Annotated in this window: 23 protein-coding genes; 8 read left to right on the forward strand and 15 right to left on the reverse strand. The window is 70.2% G+C overall.

The genetic code is table 11. The annotated features are described in order from the left end of the window. The first annotated feature begins 7 nt into the window (after positions 1-7). Positions 8-1,225, forward strand: coding sequence for a polyhydroxyalkanoate depolymerase (locus tag CFB34_RS17770; RefSeq protein WP_089439691.1), 1,218 nt, complete (start codon positions 8-10; stop codon positions 1,223-1,225). A 7-nt stretch (positions 1,226-1,232) separates the two neighbouring features. On the opposite strand, the gene CFB34_RS17775 is transcribed toward CFB34_RS17770, so the two are convergent. The 11 genes from CFB34_RS17775 to madL all read right to left on the reverse strand — a co-directional run bounded on the left by CFB34_RS17775 (position 1,233) and on the right by madL (position 10,005). Continuing rightward, entirely contained in the window at positions 1,233-1,877 is a 645-nt protein-coding gene (locus CFB34_RS17775; RefSeq protein ID WP_089439690.1) for a phosphoribosyltransferase family protein, read from the reverse strand. A gap of 124 nt (positions 1,878-2,001) precedes the next feature. Then, the gene (locus tag CFB34_RS17780; RefSeq protein WP_089439689.1) at positions 2,002-2,523 is read right to left on the reverse strand and encodes a phospholipase D-like domain-containing protein; all 522 of its coding nucleotides are present in this window, start codon (positions 2,521-2,523) and stop codon (positions 2,002-2,004) included. 117 nt (positions 2,524-2,640) lie between these two features. Beyond that, positions 2,641-3,573, reverse strand: a complete 933-nt coding sequence (locus CFB34_RS17785) for an acyltransferase domain-containing protein (protein ID WP_089439688.1) — start codon at positions 3,571-3,573, stop codon at positions 2,641-2,643. After that, positions 3,570-4,436 carry a triphosphoribosyl-dephospho-CoA synthase MdcB gene (mdcB, locus tag CFB34_RS17790; protein ID WP_089439687.1) on the reverse strand — a complete coding sequence of 289 codons (867 nt, stop codon included), beginning with the start codon at positions 4,434-4,436 and terminating at the stop codon, positions 3,570-3,572. Before mdcB ends, CFB34_RS17785 begins: the two co-directional genes overlap by 4 nt. Then, the gene (mdcG, locus tag CFB34_RS17795; RefSeq protein WP_089439686.1) at positions 4,433-5,101 is read right to left on the reverse strand and encodes a malonate decarboxylase holo-[acyl-carrier-protein] synthase; all 669 of its coding nucleotides are present in this window, start codon (positions 5,099-5,101) and stop codon (positions 4,433-4,435) included. Before mdcG ends, mdcB begins: the two co-directional genes overlap by 4 nt. Further along, on the reverse strand, positions 5,088-5,795 hold the full coding sequence (gene mdcE / locus CFB34_RS17800) for a biotin-independent malonate decarboxylase subunit gamma (RefSeq protein ID WP_089439685.1): 708 nt from the start codon (positions 5,793-5,795) through the stop codon (positions 5,088-5,090). The genes mdcG and mdcE overlap by 14 nt, the downstream gene beginning before the upstream one ends. Further along, the gene (locus CFB34_RS17805; protein ID WP_089439684.1) at positions 5,782-6,726 is read right to left on the reverse strand and encodes a biotin-independent malonate decarboxylase subunit beta; all 945 of its coding nucleotides are present in this window, start codon (positions 6,724-6,726) and stop codon (positions 5,782-5,784) included. Before CFB34_RS17805 ends, mdcE begins: the two co-directional genes overlap by 14 nt. Next, entirely contained in the window at positions 6,723-7,037 is a 315-nt protein-coding gene (gene mdcC, locus CFB34_RS17810; protein ID WP_089439683.1) for a malonate decarboxylase acyl carrier protein, read from the reverse strand. Before mdcC ends, CFB34_RS17805 begins: the two co-directional genes overlap by 4 nt. Before the next feature lie 10 nt (positions 7,038-7,047). Beyond that, positions 7,048-8,697, reverse strand: coding sequence for a malonate decarboxylase subunit alpha (mdcA, locus tag CFB34_RS17815; protein ID WP_089439682.1), 1,650 nt, complete (start codon positions 8,695-8,697; stop codon positions 7,048-7,050). A gap of 133 nt (positions 8,698-8,830) precedes the next feature. Beyond that, entirely contained in the window at positions 8,831-9,598 is a 768-nt protein-coding gene (gene madM, locus CFB34_RS17820) for a malonate transporter subunit MadM (RefSeq protein ID WP_089439681.1), read from the reverse strand. An 11-nt stretch (positions 9,599-9,609) separates the two neighbouring features. Further along, positions 9,610-10,005 carry a malonate transporter subunit MadL gene (gene madL, locus CFB34_RS17825; protein ID WP_089439680.1) on the reverse strand — a complete coding sequence of 132 codons (396 nt, stop codon included), beginning with the start codon at positions 10,003-10,005 and terminating at the stop codon, positions 9,610-9,612. Between the two features lie 328 nt (positions 10,006-10,333). Here madL and CFB34_RS17830 point away from each other — a divergent pair, with 328 nt between their 5' ends. Next, positions 10,334-11,182 (forward strand): LysR substrate-binding domain-containing protein, encoded by an 849-nt coding sequence (locus CFB34_RS17830; protein ID WP_085040476.1) that lies wholly within the window; start codon positions 10,334-10,336, stop codon positions 11,180-11,182. A 167-nt stretch (positions 11,183-11,349) separates the two neighbouring features. Next, a complete protein-coding gene (locus CFB34_RS17835; protein WP_089439679.1) occupies positions 11,350-11,631 on the forward strand; it encodes a DUF4148 domain-containing protein in 282 nt (93 codons plus the stop codon). 34 nt (positions 11,632-11,665) lie between these two features. Here the strand turns inward: CFB34_RS17835 and CFB34_RS17840 are convergent, their stop codons facing one another. Next, positions 11,666-12,583: a 3-hydroxyacyl-CoA dehydrogenase NAD-binding domain-containing protein gene (locus CFB34_RS17840; protein ID WP_089439678.1), complete on the reverse strand. Its 918-nt coding sequence runs from the start codon at positions 12,581-12,583 to the stop codon at positions 11,666-11,668. A 247-nt stretch (positions 12,584-12,830) separates the two neighbouring features. Here CFB34_RS17840 and CFB34_RS17845 point away from each other — a divergent pair, with 247 nt between their 5' ends. Together CFB34_RS17845 and CFB34_RS17850 are read left to right on the forward strand one after the other, a co-directional pair. Next, positions 12,831-13,271 carry an Hsp20/alpha crystallin family protein gene (locus CFB34_RS17845; protein WP_089439677.1) on the forward strand — a complete coding sequence of 147 codons (441 nt, stop codon included), beginning with the start codon at positions 12,831-12,833 and terminating at the stop codon, positions 13,269-13,271. Positions 13,272-13,287: 16 nt separating this feature from the next. After that, complete coding sequence (locus CFB34_RS17850) at positions 13,288-13,698, forward strand: Hsp20/alpha crystallin family protein (protein WP_089439676.1); 411 nt, start codon at positions 13,288-13,290, stop codon at positions 13,696-13,698. An 87-nt stretch (positions 13,699-13,785) separates the two neighbouring features. Here the strand turns inward: CFB34_RS17850 and CFB34_RS17855 are convergent, their stop codons facing one another. After that, positions 13,786-14,121 (reverse strand): zf-TFIIB domain-containing protein, encoded by a 336-nt coding sequence (locus tag CFB34_RS17855; protein ID WP_089439675.1) that lies wholly within the window; start codon positions 14,119-14,121, stop codon positions 13,786-13,788. 93 nt (positions 14,122-14,214) lie between these two features. Further along, positions 14,215-14,970 carry a TerC family protein gene (locus CFB34_RS17860; RefSeq protein ID WP_089439674.1) on the reverse strand — a complete coding sequence of 252 codons (756 nt, stop codon included), beginning with the start codon at positions 14,968-14,970 and terminating at the stop codon, positions 14,215-14,217. A gap of 108 nt (positions 14,971-15,078) precedes the next feature. On the opposite strand from CFB34_RS17860, the gene CFB34_RS17865 reads away from it, so the two are divergent. Further along, on the forward strand, positions 15,079-15,972 hold the full coding sequence (locus tag CFB34_RS17865; protein ID WP_089439673.1) for a LysR family transcriptional regulator: 894 nt from the start codon (positions 15,079-15,081) through the stop codon (positions 15,970-15,972). Between the two features lie 115 nt (positions 15,973-16,087). Then, positions 16,088-17,164: a DUF2242 domain-containing protein gene (locus CFB34_RS17870; RefSeq protein ID WP_089440378.1), complete on the forward strand. Its 1,077-nt coding sequence runs from the start codon at positions 16,088-16,090 to the stop codon at positions 17,162-17,164. Positions 17,165-17,515: 351 nt separating this feature from the next. Here CFB34_RS17870 and CFB34_RS17875 read toward each other — a convergent pair whose 3' ends face one another. Continuing rightward, positions 17,516-18,436: a pyridoxal-phosphate dependent enzyme gene (locus CFB34_RS17875; protein ID WP_089439672.1), complete on the reverse strand. Its 921-nt coding sequence runs from the start codon at positions 18,434-18,436 to the stop codon at positions 17,516-17,518. 156 nt (positions 18,437-18,592) lie between these two features. Here CFB34_RS17875 and CFB34_RS17880 point away from each other — a divergent pair, with 156 nt between their 5' ends. Then, on the forward strand, positions 18,593-19,504 hold the full coding sequence (locus CFB34_RS17880) for a LysR family transcriptional regulator (RefSeq protein ID WP_089439671.1): 912 nt from the start codon (positions 18,593-18,595) through the stop codon (positions 19,502-19,504). The last annotated feature ends 484 nt before the right edge of the window (positions 19,505-19,988 follow it).

A 19,988-nucleotide genomic window follows, 5' to 3' on the forward strand; every position in this document is an offset into this window, starting at 1 on the left:
GTTCGCCATGTGGTACGCCCTCGTCGAGCAGCAGCGGGAATGGATGCGCGCCTGGCGCGCGGCGACGCGGCATGCGTTCGACGCGTGGCCCGCGGCCACGCTGCCGCACGCTGCGTCGTCGTGCTACGACGACCTGTTCGAGCCGCTGCTCGGGCCGCCGGACGGCCCCCCGCACTTCGACATCGGATGGCCGGCGCTCGGCGAGCGCGTCGTCGCGCGCACGCCGTTCTGCGACCTGCGGCGCTTCACGCGGGCCGACGCGCAGCGCACGGTGCTGCTGTGCGCGCCGCTCGCCGGGCACGCGGCCGTGATGATGCGGGAAACCGTCGAGACGCTGCTCGCGGACGGCGATGTCTGCGTGACCGACTGGCGCAATGCGCGCGACGTACCGCTCGCGTCGGGCCGTTTCGGGCTCGACGAGTACGTCGCGACGCTCGACGGCTTCGTCGACGGACTCGCGCACGACGACCGGCCGCTGCATGTCGTCGCCGTGTGCCAGGCGACCGTGCCGGCGCTCGGCGCGCTCGCGCTGCGGGCGGCGCGCGGTCTCCCGTCGCCCGCGAGCGTCACGCTGATCGGCGGCCCGCTCGACGCGCGCCGGAATCCGAGTGCGCTCGGCACCGCCGCTGCCGCCCATTCGCTCGCCTGGTGCCGCCGCCACCTGATCGACGTCGTGCCGCCCGGCTTCGCGGGGCACGGCCGCCACGTGTTTCCCACCTATCTGCAACAGGGCGAGATCGCGCTCGTGTACCCGCAGCGCTTCCTGTCGCTGATCGAAGCGTACGCGCTGGCTGCGTCGCGCTTCGACATGACCGGACTCGCCGGCGCGCGGCGCGCGCTGCTCGAATACACGGCGCTGCTCGACATGCCGGCCGAGTATTTCCTCGATACGGTCGACATCGTGTTCCAGCGCATGAGCCTGGCGCTAGGCACCTGGGACGTAGGCGGCCGGCGCGTCGAGCCGGCGGCGTTGCGCGGCATCGTCCTGCTGACCGTCGAAGGCGCATGCGACAAGGTCACGGGCGCCGGCCAGACGCACGCGGCGCTCGACCTGTGCAGCGGCCTCGCCGACGACGAGCGCTTTCGCATCGACATCGACGACTGCGATCACTACGGGCTGTTTACGGGGGCACGCTGGCACGGGGAAGTGCATCCGATGCTGCAGCGCGTGTTCGCGCGGGCCGAAGCTCGCCGCCCTCGCCCGCGCCGCATCCGGCGGACGTGACACCGGATCAGCGCCGCGCCGCGTCGAGCAACGCGCGCACCTCGTCGTCACTCGTCTGCTCGAAGCGCGCGTAGAACTGGCTGATCCCGAAAAACGGCAGCGGCAGCGTCACCGTGACGAACGCGTCGGCCAGATCGTCGAACCCGTGCCGTGTACCCGCCGGCGCGACCGGTGCAGCCGCGATGATCCGCGCCGGATGACGCTCGCGTAACGCCTGCAGCGCGACGCGCATCGATGCGCCGGTCGCGACGCCGTCGTCGACGACGATCGCAATACGCCCTTCGACCGGCAGCGGCGGCGCGGCACCGCGATACAGCGCTTCACGGCGATGCAGTTCCGCCGTCTCGCGCGCGATCACGTCGGCGAGCTGCGCGTCGGACACCTTCATCGAACGCAGCACCGAACGCTGCAGATGAATCGCCCCACCCGTCGCGATCGCGCCCATCGCGAGCTCGGGATCGTACGGCACGCCGAGCTTGCGCACGACCAGCACGTCGAGCGGCGCATGCAGCGCACAAGCGACCGGATAGGCGACGGGTACACCGCCGCGCGGCAACGCGAGCACGACGACATCGCCACGCCCCGCGTAATCGCGCAATGCACCGGCCAGCTGGCAGCCGGCATCGGCGCGATCGGCAAAACACTCGAACACGATCGACTCCCTGCCGTTGCGCCGGATGCGCGAAACCCGCGTCGGCGCCTGTCAACGAGCATGGTTCATCGGCCGCGCCGATGCAAGCAGGGTCACACCGGCCCGCGCGGGCCGACGGAAAAGGTCAGAGGCCGCCGGCCTGCCGGTACAGCCGCCAGAACGACTGGGCATAGGATTGCGCGAGCTCCGGCGCACGCTGGAACACGTTCACCGTTTCCGCATGCGCGGCCGCGCCTTCGGACAGTGTGGTCAGCGCGACGCTGTCGTCGACGATCACGAAGCGCGGCGCGGGATCGCCGTGCCGCGTATCGATCGCCACGTCGATACCGGAAGACTTCAGATAGCCCGCGCCGCTGTATCTGCCCGCGCGCGGCGAACGCACGAGCACGACACGCACCTCGACCCCGCGCGCGCGGGCCGCGCGCAGCGCGCTCGCGATCGCCGGCGGCACGTGCGTGTAGCCGGCCAGCAGCACGCGGCGCTGCGCCTGCCCGATCAGGTCGACGGTCGCGTCGGCCGCTGCGTTGTCATACGAAAAGTATGTGCCGACCGATGCGGCATCGGACGGAATCTGGGCGGCGTGGGCGCTCGCCGCGCAGCAAAGCGCGGCGAGAAGGAAGGCGGCTGGTCTCATGGCGGGCGCCATTTTAGCGACGCCAATTCGCGTGGCAAGCCCCACCTGAGAGGCTGCTGCGCCGGCGCAACACACAGCGCAAAACCGGTCTCCGGCGAACGGGTTAGCGCCCGTCTTTCATGCGACCGATCAGCCCGTCGCGACGCGCGAGAGCCAGCTCGCCACGCCGTCCACGGAACGGAAATCCGCGAGGCTGCGCGCCGGCAGCGCCGGATAGGCCCCCCCTGCCATCTCGGCCAGCGCGCGGCCGGGACCGAGCTCGAGGAACGCGGTCGCACCGGCCTCCACGCACGCGGCCAGACAGGCCGCCCACTCGACCGGCTCCGCGATCTGCCGCGCAAGCTTGTCGAGGCCGGCGTCGACGTCCAGCACCGATGCGCCATCGATCCCCGCAAACAGCCGCGTGCCGGGCAGCGGCCGCCGTACGTGAGTCGCGGCGAGCGACGCGCGAAACACCGGCACGGCCGCGGCGAGCCGGCGCGTGTGCGATGCGATCCGCACGCAGACGGGTGCGACGCGCAGCGCGCCGGCGCGCGACGCCTCGTCGGCCACCGCGTCGACATCGGCCTGCCGCCCCGCGACCACGAACGCGTCGCCGGGATTCGCGATCGCGATCGCCGCGTCGCGGCCGTCGCACAATCGTGCGAGTTGCGCGCGCGCCAAGCCGCGTACGAACACCATCCGCTCGTCGCCGCCGCTCGCGGCATCCATCGCGCGCGCACGCGCATCGGCCAGGTCGAGCGCGGCGTCCGGCTCGATCATCCCGGCAACGCACCACGACGCGACTTCGCCGACGCTGTAGCCGGCGACGCAGCGCCGGCGCGGCCACACCGCGTCGAGCAGCGCGGCGGCGGCGAGCGCCTGGACCGTGCAGAGAATCTGCGCGGCACGGTTCTCGCGCAACGCGTCCGGCCCGGCCTGCCGGACCCACGCGCGCGGATCGTCGCCGAGGAGCCGGCCAGCGTGCGCGAACAGCGCGTCGGCCTGCGGCGCGGCGCCGGTCAGGTCGAACATGTCGGCGCGCTGCGCGCCCTGCCCCGAACAGAGGATGACCAGCGTCATCGCGCGCCCTCGTCAACTTCGAGCGCATCGACGAAGACGCTCATCGCGAGCAGGTCGGCGGCGCCGCCCGGGCTCAGCCGCCGCGCCACGAACGCACGATGCGCGGCGGCCGCGCGCAGCCGCCAGTCGCGCGCCCGCACGCCGCCCCGTGCCACGAACGCACGTGCGGTCGCCCGCGCGAACGCGAGGCCGGCCTGCCCGCCCCGGTGCAGCAGGTTCGTATCGTCGAGCGCGGCGATCAGCGCGAAGCATGCATCGACGCGCGCGGCTTCCGGGTCGCCCGGCAGGTCACGCTGCGCGCGACGCAGCGCGGGCAGCCCGACCGCATAGACGGTCGTGAAACCGTCGGCCGCCTCGCGACGTGCGCCGCCGACGCCGTAGCGGCGGCTCGCGCGTTCGCCGTGGCTGTCGGGCAAGCGCGGGCCGCCGAGGATATCGGCTCCCCAGCGGCGGGAGACGAACGCACCGAGCGTCATTCCTGCCGGCATGGTTCCCGGCATCGCGCGCCGACCGGCAGCCGCACACAGCAGCCCTAGCCCGAAAATTGCGCCGCGATGCGTGTTGACGCCACCGGTCGCGGCGAGCATCGCGTGCTCGGCACGCAGGCCGATCTTGCGCAGCACGGCCATGTCCGCATCGCGTGCGCCCGCGTCGGCCAACTCGGCGAAGTACGGCCGCAGCACGGCGGCGCTGCGGGCGAACGTCGCGGCATCCATGTCGGTGTGACTGCCGGTGTCGACGTGACTGACGAGCCCCGGCTTCGGATAGGTCGCGATTTCCAGCACGAGGCTGCGCTCGGCCAGGTCGGCGATGCGCTCGGCTTCGGACGGCGCGGGTACGCGGCAGGCAGCCCATGCGCTCATCGTGCCCCTCCGAGGAACGCGTCGGCCGGTATCAGTTCGACGGTGATCGCGGTCTTGACCGCGACTTCAGGCTGCCGCGCGTGCAGTTCGCGCCAGTTGACGCCGGCGCCGTCGTCGCGCAGCAGTTCGCCGTCGATGCGCATCGGCGCGCACGCGTCGATCGCCGCGAGGCCGTCGAGCAGCGGCGCGAGCGACGCAGGGTCCGGCAGCGGGAACACGATATCGAGATCGGACGACGCCCCCAGGTAGGGTTCGCCCGTCAGCGCCTGCCATGCAAGGCTGCCGAACACGCGGCCCTGCACGCCGCAACGCTCACCGAGCGCATCGAGCGCGCGCAACGCCGTGCGCCATGCGTCGGGCGCGGCGGCGAGCACGTCGGACAACGCCGGTAGCGGGCCGACCGTCGCGAGCGCGTCGGCCGCCGCGTTCAGCGCGATGCGCCGCTTGCCCGCGGAAGGCGGCAGCGGCAGGCCGAGCGGCACGCGGCCGGCATCGGCCTCGTCGGGCGACGCGCGGCGCACGATCAGCGGCCAGCCGCGTTCGGCCCACGCGCGCACGAGCGGATCGGCCGCGAGCGCGGGATCGCGCGCGAATGCCGCGCCCCACCCCGCCGCCGTCAGCGTGACGAGCGTGTGGCGGCGCAGCGGCAGCTCAACGTGCGGCATGCGCGAGTGCCTCGACGCGCCGGGCGACGTCGGCGGCAACCGGCCGGCCGCGTGACGCACGCCGGTCGACGCGGTCGGCCGGTTTGCCGAGCCATTCGGCGACCTGCGCGTCGAGCGCGCGGGCCGGATCGAGCACGGCGTCGACGGCGCCCATCTTCACGAGATTGTCGAGCCCCGGTGCGAACACCGGCGTCGAGCGCGACATCTCCTTGAGCACGTCGATCGACAGCTTGGTCACGCGCGACATCGACGGCAGGTCCATCACCTCCGGCTCCGCGCCCGGCACCGCGAGCAGCGTGCGCGTCGCGAGCGCGGTCGCGATGAAGGCGCCGGCGGCCGTGTGGCCATACAGCACGCCGATCGTCCGGTGCCCGGCGAGATCCGCGTGCATCAGGCACTTCGCGAGATGCGACAGCCCTTCGTTCAGGCCGAGCAGTTCGTCGCGTTTGCTCATCCGCTGGCTGTCGCTGTCGACCAGCACGAGGATCGGCGTGTCGCCGCCACGTTCGATCGTGCCGAGCACGTGCGACGCGAGCGTCAGCGCCTCGTCGATGCCGAACGGCAGACGGTCGGCGACGCCGATCACGTCGACGCGCGTGCCGGCCAGTTCCGCGTGGCCAGTCAGCAGGCCGCCGTGACGGGCGATCGCGTGGCCTTGCGGGAACAGTGAATTCAGAACTTCATCGAGCGTCATGCGGGCTCTCCTGCAGTTGGTCCGCGAGCGCGGCGAAGGCTTCGTCGGGCATCCCCGGAATCGCTTCCGGCGCCGCTGCACCCAGCGCACGCCACACGTCGAGCGCATCCTTGCACGCGCCGAACCGTTCGACACGCGCTTCGAGGCGGGCCTGCTCCGCGCGCAACATCGCCGCATCGAACGTCGGCGCTCGGCCGATCAGCGCGAGCGCCGCCGCACGGAACGCAGCGGGCGTATCGGCCACGTAGCGATCCGCGCCGCCGATCAGCCGCCGGTGCTTGCCGCCCATCGTGCGCCAGATCAGCGCGCGGTCCTTCGCGTCGAATTCCTCGACACCGCGATTGGTCTCGATCACTTCGGGGCCCGACACGCTGATGCGGCCCTGCTCCGATACCGCGAGCGCCGAGCAGCACGCGGCGAGCAACCCGCCGCCGCCATAGCAGCCCGCGCGCCCGCCGATCAGCCCGATCACCGGCACGCCGGCCGCGCGCGCTTCGACGAGTGCGCGCATGATCTCGGCGATCGCGAGTTCGCCCGCGTTCGCCTCCTGCAGCCGCACGCCGCCCGTATCGAACAGGATCAGCACCGGCTTGCCGGTGTCGCGCGCGGCCCGCAGCAGCCCGGTGAGCTTCGCGCCATGCACTTCGCCGAACGCGCCGCCCATGAAGCGGCCTTCCTGCGCGGCGACGAACACCGGCTGGCCGTCGAGCCGGCCGTGGCCGACCACCATCCCGTCGTCGAATTGCTGCGGCAGGTCGAACAGCGGCAGGTGCGGGCTCGTCACGCGCTCGGCCGGGCCGAGGAATTCGCTGAAGCTGCCGGCGTCGAGCAGCCCGTCGATGCGCTGCCGCGCCGATGCTTCGTACCAGCTCGCGGCATTCGCGACGAACGCGGGCGTATCGTGCGTATCGTGGATCGCGTCGTTCATCATGCGTCCCCCTCGATCGCCCGCACGGCTTGCGCGAGCCGCAGCGACACCATGTCGGGCCGCGCGCCGCCGTCGTTGATCGACAGCTTCAGGCCGCCCGGCGTGCGCCGCTCGACGAAATCCGCGACGACGGCCTGCCACACCGCGCCGAACCCGACCGCCGCCGTGCGGATGTCGATCTCGCATTCGTTGTCCGGCAGCACGCGCTCGACGAGCACTTCGAGATTGCCGGACGCCACCACGCCGACGAGCGCCGCGGCCTGCTCGCCCTTCGCGCGCTCGCGCGCGGTGAAGCGATAGTTCAACTGTTCCATGCCGTTGTCCTTACCAGTTGCGGAACCGGGCCGGCGGCGCATACAGGCCGCCCGACCAGTGCACGAGATCCTTGATCGAACGCGCGGCGAGCCAGCGGCGGTCGGCGTCGAGCGGATCGATGCCGAGATCCTCCGGGCGACGGATCACGCCGCGTTCGCGCAGCCGCTCGACCATCTTCCGGTCGCGGCCGCGGCCGACTTCCGTATAGCCGGCGACGCCGCGGATCGCGTGCTCGCGCTCGTCCTTGTCGCGGCACATCAGCAGGTTCGCGATCCCTTCCTCGGTGACGATGTGCGTGACGTCGTCGCCGTAGACCATGATCGGCGCGAGGTCGAGCTGCAGCTTGTCGGCGAGTTTCAGCGCGTCGAGCTTCTCGACGAATATCGGCACGTTCTTGTCGCCGAACGTCTCGCCGATCTGCACGACGAGCTTGCGGCCGCGCCTGAGCGCCGCCGGCGTGTCGGGGTCGGCCTCCGCACCGGCCTTCAGCCACGGCTCGCTCGGATGGCGCCTGCCGCGCGCGTCGCTGCCCATGTTCGGCGCGCCGCCGAAACCGGCGATGCGCTCGGCCGTGACCGTCGAAGAATGGCCGGACAGGTCGATCTGCAGCGTCGAGCCGATGAACATGTCGCACGCATAGAGGCCCGCGGTCTGGCAGAACGCGCGGTTCGAGCGCAGCGACCCGTCGGGGCCCGTGAACCAGATGTCGGAGCGCGCGCGAATGTAGTCGTCCATCCCGACTTCCGAGCCGAAGCAGTGGATCTGCTCGACCCAGCCCGACTCGATTGCGGGAATCAGCGTCGGGTGCGGATTGAGCGCCCAGTGCGAGCAGACCTTGCCCTTCAGCCCGAGCTTCTCGCCGTAGGTCGGCAGCAGCAGCTCGATCGCGGCCGTGTTGAAGCCGATCCCGTGGTTCAGGCGCTTGATGCCGTACGGCGCGTAGATGCCCTTGATCGCGAGCATCGCGGTGAGGATCTGCGTTTCGGTGATCGCCGCCGGATCGCGCGTGAACAGCGGCTCGACGTAGAACGGCCGGCCGGCCTCGACGACGAAGTGCACGCGATCGCCCGGGATGTCGACGCGCGGCACCTTGTCGACGATGCGATCGACCTGCGCGATCACGATGCCGTCCTTGAACGCGGTGGCCTCGACGACGGTCGGCGTGTCTTCGGTGTTCGGGCCGGTGTACAGGTTGCCGTCGCGATCGGCGCTGACCGCGGCGATCAGCGCGACCTGCGGCGTGAGGTCGATGAAGTAGCGCGCGAACAGCTCGAGATAGGTGTGCACCGCGCCGAGCGCGATCTTGCCGCCGAACAGCAGCTTTGCGATCCGCTGCGACTGTGGGCCCGAATACGCGAAGTCGAGGCGCTTCGCGATGCCGCGCTCGAACACGTCGAGATGCTCGGGCAGCACGACGCCCGACTGCACCATGTGCAGGTCGTGGATCTTCGCGCTGTCGACGTCGGCGAGCGCGGTGGCGAGCAGGTCGGCCTGCTTCTGGTTGTCGCCTTCGAGGCACACGCGATCGCCGGGCCGCAGCACCGCTTCGAGCAACGCGACGGTGTCGCGCGCATCGACCCGCTTGCCCTGCGCCGCGTAAGCCGCGCCGGCCGCAAGGCGTGCATCGCGCGCCTGCCGCGCGTGATTCCATCCGGTCATGAACAGTTCTCCGCTTCGATGGTTCAGCGGCATTCTAAGCCTGGCGCCGCCGCCGATTGATGATGTTGACGAATGCGACTCAGAGGACGCGGCGATGGATGCGGCCCGCGCACGGGCCGCCCGCCGGTAGAGCCTACGCGCCGACCAGCGCGCGCGTCGTGAAGAACAGCAGCGACGGGCCGAGCAGGCAACCCACGCCGGTATGGAACGTCGCGACCAGCGCGCCATACGGCACGAGCCGTCGGTCGGTTGCAGCGAGCCCCGCGCTCACGCCGCTGACGGTGCCGGCCAGGCCGCCGAAGATCATCGCGGAGCGCGGCGTCTTCAGGCCCATGAAGTTGGCCGCGACCGGCGTGCCGACCATCACGATGATCGCCTTGACCAACCCCGTCGCGATGCTGAGTGCGATCACGTCGGAGCTTGCACCGATCGCCGCGCCCGTGACGGGGCCGACGATGTAGGTGACGGCGCCCGCGCCGATCGTCGTCATGCTGACCGCGTCGGTATAGCCGAAGGCGCGCGCGATGCACGCGCCGACGATGAACGGCAGCACGGTGCCGAGCAGCAGCGACACGACGCCGACGAGCCCGGCCTTGCGCGCCTCGGCGGGCTGCACTTCGAACGCGGTCGCGACGATCGCGAAATCGCGCAGCATCGCGCCGCCCATCAGGCCGATGCCAGCGAACAGCTTGACGTCGGCCAGCCCCTTCTCGCCGCCGGTGAAGGCGCCGCCGACATAGGCCAGCACGAGACCGATCACGATCGCGATCGCCGAGCCGTGCACGCGGCCGAACGTGAGCTTGCGCGACGCGATCGACGACAGCCACATGATCAGGCCGACCAGCGCGAACGACGCGACGAGCCCGTTGTGGGCGACGGTTTTTTCGAGCATCTGCAGCATGGCGGCCTCCGTTACTGGTCTTCGAACTGCGGCACGCCCGCGAAGGCCGTGTCGTCGCGCCCGGTGCGCACGAGTACCGCGATGCAGCATGCGCAGATCGCGACCGCGCCGACGGCCGCCAGCAGCGCGACCGGGCCGCCCTTCAGCGCGGCGACGACGTTCTGGTTCGCGGCCATCGCGACGACGACGGGGATGTACATCGCGCCCCAGAAACCGACGCCGGCCTCGGTCTCCTTCGGCAGCCAGCCGCGGCGGTGCAGCCAGAGGCGCAGGCAGATCAGCAGCAGCATCGCGATGCCGACGCCGCCGACGTTGGTCTTCACGCCGATTGCACTGCCGAGCAGGTCGCCGAGGAACAGTCCGGCCAGGTGGCAGAACGCCAGCAGCGCGGTTCCGTAGATGATCATGAGTCGTCTCCAGTCTCTTCGTGACGGGCGCATGGCCGCCGGCAGGAGCCGAATCTTGCCCGCCGATCCCATGTCGGGCGTGTCTCCTGCGGCAGTGCGCCGCGGCCCGGCGGCCCGTCATGCGGGCACGTTCTCGAGCGGTCGATGGGATGATGCGGTTTCGGGCCGGACGCCGGATGCCGTAGACTGAATGAAGCAGCCGCCGGCCCGACGCGGGCTACGCGTCCGGTGCGCCCCGTTGCGGGCCGCACCGGGGCGTGATCCGATACTAGCGCCGCAATATCCGGCCATTTATGAAGTTGTCGAAACCGATTCAGTGGATTTAGCAATGCGTCCGTTACCGCCCGAGCTGCTGCGCAGCTTCGTCGCCGTCGCCCAGTCCGGCAGCTTCACCGCCGCGTCCGAGCGCGTGAGCCTGTCGCAGTCGACCGTCAGCCAGCATATCCGCCGCCTCGAGGAGCTGCTCGACCGGCCGCTGTTCGAGCGCGACACGCGCAACGTGCACCTGTCGCAGCACGGCGACGCGCTGTTCCGCTACGCGGTGCGCATTCTCGAACTGATGGACGAGGCCGTCACGTCGGTGTGCGGGCCGCCGCTGTCGGGCAAGGTGCGGCTCGCGATGTCGGAGGATTTCGCGTCGGCGCACCTGACGGCCGCGCTCGCGAGCTTCGTGCAACGCAATCCGGAAGTCGAGCTTGCAATCTCGACCGGGCTGTCGGGCGACCTGTTCGACGCGCTCGACGAAGGGCGGCACGATCTCGTGTTCGCGAAGCGCATCGCCGGCAGCCGGCGCGGCCGCGTGATCCGCAGCGAGCCGCTGTACTGGTGCACGGGGCCCGATTCGCGGATCACCGGCCACGAGGCCGTGCTGCCGCTCGCGATGCATCCGGAGCCGAGCGTGTCGCGCCGCCGCGTGCTCGAATCGCTCGAGGCCGTCGGGCGGCCGTACCGGATCGCGGTCGTGAGCAGCAGCGTCGCGGTGTTGCGCGCCGCCGCGAGCGCGGGGCTCGGCGTCAGCGCGTTCGCCGGCTATGTGATCCCGGCCGGGCTCGCGCGGCTCGACGCCGGGTTGCCCGAACTCGGCGAACTCGAATACGTGATCGACCGGCCGACGGCCGCGTCGCGTTCGACGCTCGCACTCGAAGCGACGCTGATTACCGCCGCGTCGGAGTTGTAGCCGCGCCTGGCGCGACCCGCGCAGGGGGCGCCGCACCCGCACCTGACAGCTTTGCCCGGAACGCGTCATCGTCCGCGCAGCACCCGCTCGCGACAATGGGACCCATCGGAACGCACGGCCAGCCGCCGCGCGCATCCGGTGTCCCGTCCCCTTGATCGGAGCACGCCATGAACGTCTTGCGATTCGCCGTCGCGACCGCCGCCGCCGCCCTGCTGTCCCCCGCCTTTGCCCAGACGTCCGATACCGCAGCGCCCACGCAGGGGCTGACCCGCGCGGAAGTGATCGCGCAACTCAAGCAGGCCTATCTCGACGGCGAACTGCCGACGAACGACGGCAACTACCCGCCGAACGCCGCGACCCGCGCGCGCAACCGCGAACTCGTGCAGGCCGCGAGCCCGGCATGGCTCGCACAGACGCCGCAGGCACCGCAAACCGCCGCGCAGCAGTAGCCGGCCGCGGCCCGGACGCGACGCCGCGGCGCGGTCACGGCAGGAAGCTGCGGCGCCGCGCGTCGATCAGCTCGACGAGCAGGCGGTCGCGTTCGGCCGCCAGTTCCTGCATCGAGCGCTCGCCCTGGATCGCGCGCAATGCGTCGTTCAGCTTGCGATCGACGTCCGGATCGAACGAAGGCGTGCCGAGATCGTCCCACCAGCTCGTGATCGGCCCCGACAGGTGTTCGAGAAAGTGCGCGATCCCGCCCGCGCCGCCGCCGAGGTGATAGGTCAGGCATTGCCCCATCAGCCCCCAGCGCAGGCCGGGGCCCCATGCGACGGCCTTGTCCGCATCGGCGACGCTCACCACGCCTTCGCCGACGAGGTGATACACCTCGCGGAACAGCGCGGCCGCGAGCCGGTTCGCGACGTGGCCGGTCATTTCCTTGTTGAGGACGATCGTCTGCTTGCCGAGCGCGTCGTAGAAAGCCTTCACGCGCGCGATCACCTCCTGGCTGGTGGCATCGCCGCCGACCAGCTCGACGAGCGGAATCAGGTGCGGCGGATTGAACGGATGCGCGATCAGGCAACGTTCCGGGTGCTTGTCGCACGCAGTCTGGATGTCCGACATCTTCAGGCCCGACGAACTCGACGCGATCGGCACGTGCGCGGGCAGCACGTCGTCCATCTGCCGGTACAGCGCGCGCTTCAGGTCGAGCCGTTCCGGGCCGTTCTCCTGCACGAAGTCGACGCCGTCGAGCGCACGCACGAGATCGGCGTCGAACGACAGCCGCGCGGAAAGTTCGGCGGCCCGGTCGCCAAGAAACGCGGCCAGCGAATCGCGTAGCCGCGTGTCGGCTTGCGGCGCCGGATCGGTCGCGACGACGTCGAAGCCTTGCGTCAGATAGAAGGCGGCCCAGCTCGCGCCGATCAAGCCGGCGCCGACGATCGCGATGCGTCGAATGTCCATGATTGTCCCATGTCGTTGGTCTGCAAACAGATCGCGGCGATTGTCGCATCGAATCGCGCGGGCCTGCATTGACGCAGATTGCAGATTCCCTCTTGAAATGCGCTTCGGCTGCCACTAATTACGCGTCGTCGGGCAGTGCAGCATGCAGCGCACTGCCCCCGTTTCGACCCAGTGGAGCTTCCACGTCGCGCCCGCCGCAGGCGTCGCGCCGTCACGTCTCCCGCGTTCCCTGTTCAGGAGGACCAACATGAGCGGTATCCATTTCGGCAGCGACCTGTTCGACGAATTCGCCCGCGTGCAGCGGCAAATGGCCAACCTGCTCGGCGATCGCCCGGCCGGCATTCGCGCGGTACGGCCCGGCGCCTTTCCGGCGCTCAACGTCGGCGCCACCGACGGCGCGATCGAGATCGTCGCGTTCGCACCCGGCATGGCCGCGGCCGATTTCGACGTGTCGATCGACAAGGACCTGCTGACGATCAGCGGCGAGCGCAAGCCTGCGGCGCGCGGCGAAGGCGACGATCTGCGCACCTATGCGCAGGAACGCTTTCACGGCGCATTCCGCCGTGTCGTCGAGTTGCCGCGGGACGCGGATCCCGACCAGGTCAGCGCCCGCTACGAAAACGGCTGCCTGCTGATTCGCGTCGGCCGGCGCGAGGCATCGAAGCCGCGTGCGATCACCGTTCAATAATAGTCAGGATACCAACATGAATGCGAACCCGACCCTGGCCGAGCGTCAGACCAACACCGTCCACCCCGCTGCCGCCGAAGCGGCTCGCCGGCCCGCGATCACGCCGGCTGTCGACATCGTCGAAAATCATCTCGGCGTCACGCTGCGGGCCGACCTGCCCGGCGTGCCGCGCGAGAACCTCGACGTGAAGGTGCACGACAACACGCTGACGATCGAAGCCGACACGCATCTCGAGACGCCGGCCGACCTGCGCGTGCGACACGCCGAAATCCGTGCGACGCGCTATGCGCGCAGCTTCGTTCTGAGCCCGGATCTCGATACGTCGAGGATCGACGCGAGCCTGCGCGACGGCGTGCTGACGCTGACGATTCCGCGCCGCGAGGAAATGCGTCCGCGCCGCATCGACGTGACGGCCGGCAACGCGTAAGCATTGGTGCGTGCCGTTATCCCGCACGCATGAAGAAGCCCCGCCGGGTACGCGCCCGGCGGGGCTTTTCTACGACGTGCGGCGCAATCAGTCGAAGTCGAACAGGTCGAACACGGATTTCTTGCGGCGCTGGCCGTCGTGCTGGTAGCGATCGTCGTGCGTGCGGCGATCGTGCCGGTCACGGCTGTCATGCGATCGGGCGTCGCGCCCCCACCCGCCGTCGTGGCCGCGCGGTGCTTGCGCATCGTGCCGCACGGGTGGCTCGTCGCGATGCGCTGGCGCATCGCCGGTCTCGCGCGCGATCAGCTTGTCGAGCTCGCCACGATCGAGCCACACGCCGCGGCAGGTCGGACAGTAGTCGATCTCGATCGACTGGCGCTCGGCCATCAGCAGGTCGGGCGTCTTGCAGACAGGGCATTTCATCGCGCTCCTCCTTTCCGTGCGAATTTCGTCTGGATTCCAGATGACGCGCGTGACGCCGGCCGCCGCAGCGGCAGCCGTGTCACGCGCGGTGTCTCAATGGCCTTCCGTCGATGCCGAACGCTTCGCCTTCGCGCGCCGCGCCAGCATGTTCATGCCTTCGACGAAAGCCGAGAACGCCATTGCCGCGTAGATGTAGCCCTTCGGCACATGCGAACCGAAACCTTCGGCGATCAGCGTCATGCCGATCACGACCAGGAACGACAGCGCGAGCATCACGATGGTCGGGTTGCGGTCGATGAAGCGCGCGAGCGGCTGTGCAGCGAACAGCATCACGGCGACGGCGACGATCACGGCGACGAACATGATCGGCACGTGCTCGGTCATGCCGATCGCGGTCACGATGCTGTCGATCGAGAACACGATGTCGAGCATCACGATCTGGCCGATCGCGGCCCACATCGTCAGGCCGACCGCCCCGCCCGAACCGCCCGCGCCTTCACCGTCGCGCGACACGTGGTGATGGATCTCGGTGGTCGCCTTCCATACGAGGAACAGGCCGCCCGACAGCAGGATCAGGTCACGCCACGAGAACGCATGGTCGAACAGCGTGAACACGGGTTCGGTGAGGCTCGCGATCCATGCGACGCTGCCGAGCAACGCGAGGCGCATCACCAGCGCGAGCGCGATGCCGAGGCGCTGCGTGCGGGCGCGCTGCGCCTCGGGCAGCTTGTTGCTGAGGATCGAGATGAAGATCAGGTTGTCGATGCCGAGCACGACTTCCATCACGACGAGCGTCAGGAGCGCCGCCCAGACGGCGGGGTCAACGGCAAGCGTCAGCAGGTAGTCCATGAAATGGGCCGATACGAAAGTGGAAAGCCCGATCATAGGCCGCCCCGAACTTCGAAAAAATCAGAGAGAATCTGACTTTTGGTTCGGTTTTTACGAAATATCGATCCGATGCTCAATTTCCGACATCTGTACTACTTCTGGGTCGTCGTGAAGGAAGGCGGCTTCGCGCGCGCGGCCGCGCGGCTCGACATGGCCGTGCAGACCATCAGCGCGCAGGTGCGCGAGCTCGAAAAAGCGCTCGGGCACCAGTTATTGCGTCCGGCCGGGCGCGGCGTCACGATGACCGACGCCGGCCAGGCCGCGTTTGCGCGCGCGGAGGCGATCTTCGAGATGGGTCGGCTGATTCCCGACGAAGTGCGCGCGGCGGCCAGCCAGCCGACCGTGCGGCTCGCGGTCGGCCTCGCGGACGGCATCTCCAAGCTCGCCGCGCACGCGATCCTGGCCCCCGTGCTGGCTACCCCCACGCTGCGGCTGCTGTGCCATGAAGGCGAGCACGATGCGCTGCTCGCGGAGCTGGCGCTGCATCATCTCGATCTGGTGCTGGCCGGCCAGGGCGCGCCGTCCGGCTCGAACCTGCGGGTGACGAGCGAGCGGCTCGTCGCGTCGCCGGTCGACTGGTATGGCCCCGCGGCGCTCGTCACGCCGGCCGCGCGGCAGCACTTTCCGGCGTGCCTCGCCGACCTGCCCGTGCTGTTGCCGACCGCCCATTCGGCGCTGCGCGCGCGCCTCGACCGGTGGCTGGAGGATGAACGGATCGTGCCGCGCGTGGCCGGCGAATTCGAGGACAGCGCGCTGATGGCCGTGTTCGCCGCGCGCGGCCTCGGCGTGTTCCCGCTGAGCGAACTCGGCGCGAACGACGCGTCGCTGCTGCGCGGATTGCGGCGGCTCGGGCGTGCCGGCGACGTGACCGAGGAGATCCACGCGATCCGCTCGCGGCGCGGCGAACACCATCCGCTGACGTCGCAATTGCTGGCCGCGGCACGCGGCGCGTCGGCCGACTGAAGCGAGCGCGACATCAAACGAAACTATAATGACGCCCCGGCCTTACGAGATTGCCGCGCGCTTCATCCAGGCACCGCCGTTGCGCGGCCTCTCGCCAAGCCTTCTGAAAGACGCCATGCACAACCGATTTCGCCTGTTTTCCGTTTCGTGCGCGCTCGCGGCCGCGACCGTGCTGGCGGCGTGCTCGTCGCCGCCCAAGCCGATCTACCAGCAGGAACAGTTCGACGCGACCAGCAGCCCGTACGCGCACACGTTCCACTCGAAATCCGACGCGGCCTGCGAGGCCGCGCGGCGCGCGCTGCTGAGCCAGGGCTATGTGGTGTCGTCGTCGCGTAACGATGCGGTCGACGGCAGCAAGAATTTCCAGCCGAACAACGACATGCACGTCGTGATCGAGTTTCACGTCGTGTGCGCGGACGCGAACGCGGACGGCACGTCGAGCATCGCGTACGTGAACGCGGTGCAGGATCGCTACACGCTGAAGAAGTCGAATACGTCGGCCAGCGTGGGCTTGAGCGTGTTCGGCTCGCTGTCGCTGCCGATCGGGTCGAGCGACGATGCGCTCGTGAAGACCGCCAGCGAGACGATTCCCGCCGGCGTGTTCTATGAGCGCTTCTTCAATCTCGTCGAGCATTTCCTGAAGATCGACCCGGCCCGCCGCGACCGCGCGACCGTCAAGGCCGCCGAGAAGGAACCCGTCGCGCCGCTGCCCGAACCCGCGCCGACGCCGCAAGGCGAGCCGATGAAGATGACGACCCCGGTCGTGCCGACGCCGCCCGCGGCGCCGGTGCCGCTTTCGTTGCCGGCCGCCGCGTCGGCCGTGGTTGCGCCGGCGGCGATGCGGGCTGCCGCGCCGGTGGCGGGGTCGAGTGCGGGGTCGGGGTCGGCTTCGGGTGGGACGGCTGCAGCGGCCGCGCCGTCGACGCCCGCACCGGCGTCCGGGCCGGCATCCGCGCCGGTTTCGGCTCCCGTGCCGGCTTCCGCGCCTGCATCCGCTTCCGGTCCGGCATCGTCACCCGCCGCTTCGGCACCGGCCGCTGCAACGCCGACACCGGTCGCACCGGCGCCTGCGTCCACCGCTTCGGCCCCCGTATCGGCATCGGCGCCCCCGAGCGCATCGCCCGCGCCTGCCGCCGCCAACCCCGTCGCGTCGTCCGCACCGTCAGGCGCAAGCGCACCGGCCGTGCACTGACCGGGCGTCCGTATCGTCGCGCCCGGCTCCATCGGGCGCCGCGCGACGATACGCACCCTTCTCCATCATTCATCACGGGAATTTCCGCGCTGCGGGCTGCATACCCGTTGCTTCGATGCTTCGCGACGGCGTATGCGCAGCCGATGCCGACGTTCGCCGGGATCGACTGCCGTCCGGCCGTCATCCGACAGGCCAGCTAGTTCCTGCCACCCTGCCTTCTGCATCGCCGCACGCAGCGTCTGCATCGGCTCGACGGTGGCCGTCGCGTCATGGCAGACGATCGCAGAGATATTCGTCGTCGACCACCATCCGGCCGTCCCATGACAACCCGCCTGGCGCCGCCCGCCCCACCTACCGCAACGTCGCGCGCAACGCCTGCATCTGCTCGACGGTCGCCGTCACGCCGCCGCAGACGATCACGGCGATCTCCTTCGCCGCCGCCAGCACGGCCACCGGCCGCTCGAGCGCGGCCAGCGCGGCACCGCACGCGGGCTCGACGACGATCCGGTGCTCGTCGAGGAAACGCAGCGATGCGGCCACCGCCTCGGCATCGGACACGACGACCGGGTGAATCGCGTGTCGCGCCGCCCATTCGACCGCCGCGTCGCACGGCCGCTTCGCGCCGAGCGACGTCGCGATGCTCGTGATCGCCGGCAATTCGACCGCATGCCCCTGCGCGAGCGAGCGCGCATAGCAGTCGGCGCCTTCCGTTTCGGCCGCGACCACCGGCACGTCGTGCCAGCCGTTGCGCGCCAGCCCTTCGAGCACGCCGCACAGCAGCCCGCCGCCGCCCACCGCGACCACGATCGCGCCGGGCTTCGGGCCGGCCGCCGCCATCTCGTCGATCATCGTCGCGTGGCCCTGCCACAGCACGCGATCGTCGAACGGATGCACGAACGCGTCATGCTCGCCGAGCGCCGCCTGCGCGAACGCATTCGCCTCGGCCCAACTCGCCCCGTGCACGACGAGCTCGGCGCCCTCGACGCGGATCAGCTCGCGTGCGCGGGCCGACGCGCTTTCCGGTACGACGACGAGCACCGGCACGCCGAGTTCGCGGCCGCAATACGCGACCGCGATGCCCGCGTTGCCGCCCGACGACGATACGAACCGCCGCGCGCCGGCCGCGTGCCGCGCTTCGCAGACGGCGCCGATGCCGCGCAGCTTGAACGAGCCCGACGGCTGCAGCGCATCGAGCTTCAGCCGGATGGTCCTGCCGAGCCGGCGGGAGGCGATTGGCGAGCGGAGATAAGGGGTCGGGATATGAAGCGGCATGGGGCGGGACCAATGGGAACGGGGGGAACGCACGCGGCGTGCAACGGCGAGCGGCGATGGCGGTCATCGTACGGCACGCCTACCATGCTTTCCAATACCATCGAATGGCGTTTGCTATGCTCCACAGGTATATCAATGAACCTGAATGGATGCCGCATGCGCCAGATCGAATTGCGTCACCTGCGCTACTTCGTGGCCGTCGCGCGAGCCGGCAGCGTGATGGCCGGCGCCCGCGCGGCCGGCATCGTCCAGCCGGCGCTGTCGCGACAGATCCGCGAACTCGAGGACGCGATCGGCACGCCGCTGCTGGTGCGCCGCGCAACGGGCGTCACGCTCACGGCGGCCGGCGCCAGCTTCCTGCAGGACGCGACCGGCCTGCTCGCGACGCTGCAGGACAGCCGGGAGCGCGCGCTGCGCAGCGCGGCCGGCCAGTTGGGCGAGCTGCGGCTCGGTGCGTTGCCGAACTGCCTGCCGCTGCCCGTCGTCGGCACCGTCCTCAAGGCGTTTCGGGACGCGTGCCCGGACGTGAAGCTGTCGATCGCGCCGATGCTGTCGGCCGAACAGGCGAACGCGCTGATGCGCGGCCAGCTCGACGGCGGGATCATGGCGTGGCGTCGGGACGAGGCGCCGCACCTGTCGGGCGTGCGGCTGCTGAGCGACCGCTTCGTGCTCGCGATGCCCGCGCCGCCGGGCGGACGCGTCACCGCGCCGCGCACGCTGGCCGACGTCGCGAACGAACCGTTCGTCTGGTTCGACGCGCAGCGCTCCGCCGCGCACCACCGGTTCCTGATGGCGCAGTGCCAGCAAGCCGGCTTCACGCCGCGCATCGCGCAGGTCGGCAGCGACATTCCCACGTTGATCGGCCTCGTCGCGGCCGGGATGGGCTGTGCTTTCGTGCCGGAAAGCGCGTCGCCGACCTGCCCGGACACGGTCCGGCTCGTCGCGCTCGACGAACTCGCGAGCCGCTTCGACATCGAGTTCGTGTTCGACGGCGCAGCCGTGCCCCCGTCGCCTGTCGTTGCGCGGTTTCTCGAAGCCGTGCGTGACGCGACCGGCGAAGCGGGCTGAGCGGGCTGAATGTCCAGCAAGTGCGGCGGCCTCGCCCGGCACTCGAGCGAGCCGATTCGCGGTGCCGAGTGACGGGCGCAATCCCCTTCCCCCAACCGTCGCTTCGGCTGCCGAAACACGCTAAACAACCGCATCTTTTTTGCGCAAATTCTTACAAAACGACGACACCGGACGCCGCAGCACCGGTGTTTTTAAATTGGCACCAAAAACGGCCGTTTAACGTCGCTTCGAATTGTCATGACCCGAAATATACTGCGCGCGCATCCAACCCTCGTGCCAAAGAGAGGATGCGTTTCCGCCCCGGTCACGGTCCCCCTGTGATCGGGGCTTTTTTTGCCCGCGGGCCTTGTCTGCAAAGGGTTTTCGGCGACGATACGCGATTCCCCCGGCGTGATGCCGGCCGCCTGTCCGGCCCGTCCGATCCGCGCGGCCACCCATCGCCGGGCAGTCGATGAGCGGCTTCCGGATCATCCGGCGGGAGCGA

The sequence above is a fragment of the Burkholderia sp. HI4860 genome, from assembly GCF_002223045.2.
Taxonomy (GTDB): Bacteria; Pseudomonadota; Gammaproteobacteria; order Burkholderiales; family Burkholderiaceae; genus Burkholderia.

Bases quoted from the DNA above. Each gene is read 5' to 3' on its own strand.
- CFB34_RS17850 (WP_089439676.1), top strand. From the start codon at position 13,288: ATGAATGCGAACCCGACCCTGGCCGAGCGTCAGACCAACACCGTCCAC.
- CFB34_RS17805 (WP_089439684.1), bottom strand. From the start codon at position 6,726: ATGATGAACGACGCGATCCACGATACGCACGATACGCCCGCGTTCGTC.
- CFB34_RS17830 (WP_085040476.1), top strand. From the start codon at position 10,334: ATGCGTCCGTTACCGCCCGAGCTGCTGCGCAGCTTCGTCGCCGTCGCC.
- CFB34_RS17880 (WP_089439671.1), top strand. From the start codon at position 18,593: ATGCGCCAGATCGAATTGCGTCACCTGCGCTACTTCGTGGCCGTCGCG.
- CFB34_RS17835 (WP_089439679.1), top strand. From the start codon at position 11,350: ATGAACGTCTTGCGATTCGCCGTCGCGACCGCCGCCGCCGCCCTGCTG.
- CFB34_RS17785 (WP_089439688.1), bottom strand. From the start codon at position 3,573: ATGACGCTGGTCATCCTCTGTTCGGGGCAGGGCGCGCAGCGCGCCGAC.
- madL (WP_089439680.1), bottom strand. From the start codon at position 10,005: ATGATCATCTACGGAACCGCGCTGCTGGCGTTCTGCCACCTGGCCGGA.
- CFB34_RS17780 (WP_089439689.1), bottom strand. From the start codon at position 2,523: ATGGCGCCCGCCATGAGACCAGCCGCCTTCCTTCTCGCCGCGCTTTGC.
- CFB34_RS17860 (WP_089439674.1), bottom strand. From the start codon at position 14,970: ATGGACTACCTGCTGACGCTTGCCGTTGACCCCGCCGTCTGGGCGGCG.
- mdcE (WP_089439685.1), bottom strand. From the start codon at position 5,795: ATGACGCTCGATGAAGTTCTGAATTCACTGTTCCCGCAAGGCCACGCG.
- CFB34_RS17870 (WP_089440378.1), top strand. From the start codon at position 16,088: ATGCACAACCGATTTCGCCTGTTTTCCGTTTCGTGCGCGCTCGCGGCC.
- CFB34_RS17770 (WP_089439691.1), top strand. From the start codon at position 8: ATGTGGTACGCCCTCGTCGAGCAGCAGCGGGAATGGATGCGCGCCTGG.
- mdcA (WP_089439682.1), bottom strand. From the start codon at position 8,697: ATGACCGGATGGAATCACGCGCGGCAGGCGCGCGATGCACGCCTTGCG.
- mdcG (WP_089439686.1), bottom strand. From the start codon at position 5,101: ATGCCGCACGTTGAGCTGCCGCTGCGCCGCCACACGCTCGTCACGCTG.
- madM (WP_089439681.1), bottom strand. From the start codon at position 9,598: ATGCTGCAGATGCTCGAAAAAACCGTCGCCCACAACGGGCTCGTCGCG.
- CFB34_RS17845 (WP_089439677.1), top strand. From the start codon at position 12,831: ATGAGCGGTATCCATTTCGGCAGCGACCTGTTCGACGAATTCGCCCGC.
- mdcC (WP_089439683.1), bottom strand. From the start codon at position 7,037: ATGGAACAGTTGAACTATCGCTTCACCGCGCGCGAGCGCGCGAAGGGC.
- CFB34_RS17855 (WP_089439675.1), bottom strand. From the start codon at position 14,121: ATGAAATGCCCTGTCTGCAAGACGCCCGACCTGCTGATGGCCGAGCGC.
- mdcB (WP_089439687.1), bottom strand. From the start codon at position 4,436: ATGAGCGCATGGGCTGCCTGCCGCGTACCCGCGCCGTCCGAAGCCGAG.
- CFB34_RS17840 (WP_089439678.1), bottom strand. From the start codon at position 12,583: ATGGACATTCGACGCATCGCGATCGTCGGCGCCGGCTTGATCGGCGCG.
- CFB34_RS17875 (WP_089439672.1), bottom strand. From the start codon at position 18,436: ATGCCGCTTCATATCCCGACCCCTTATCTCCGCTCGCCAATCGCCTCC.
- CFB34_RS17865 (WP_089439673.1), top strand. From the start codon at position 15,079: ATGCTCAATTTCCGACATCTGTACTACTTCTGGGTCGTCGTGAAGGAA.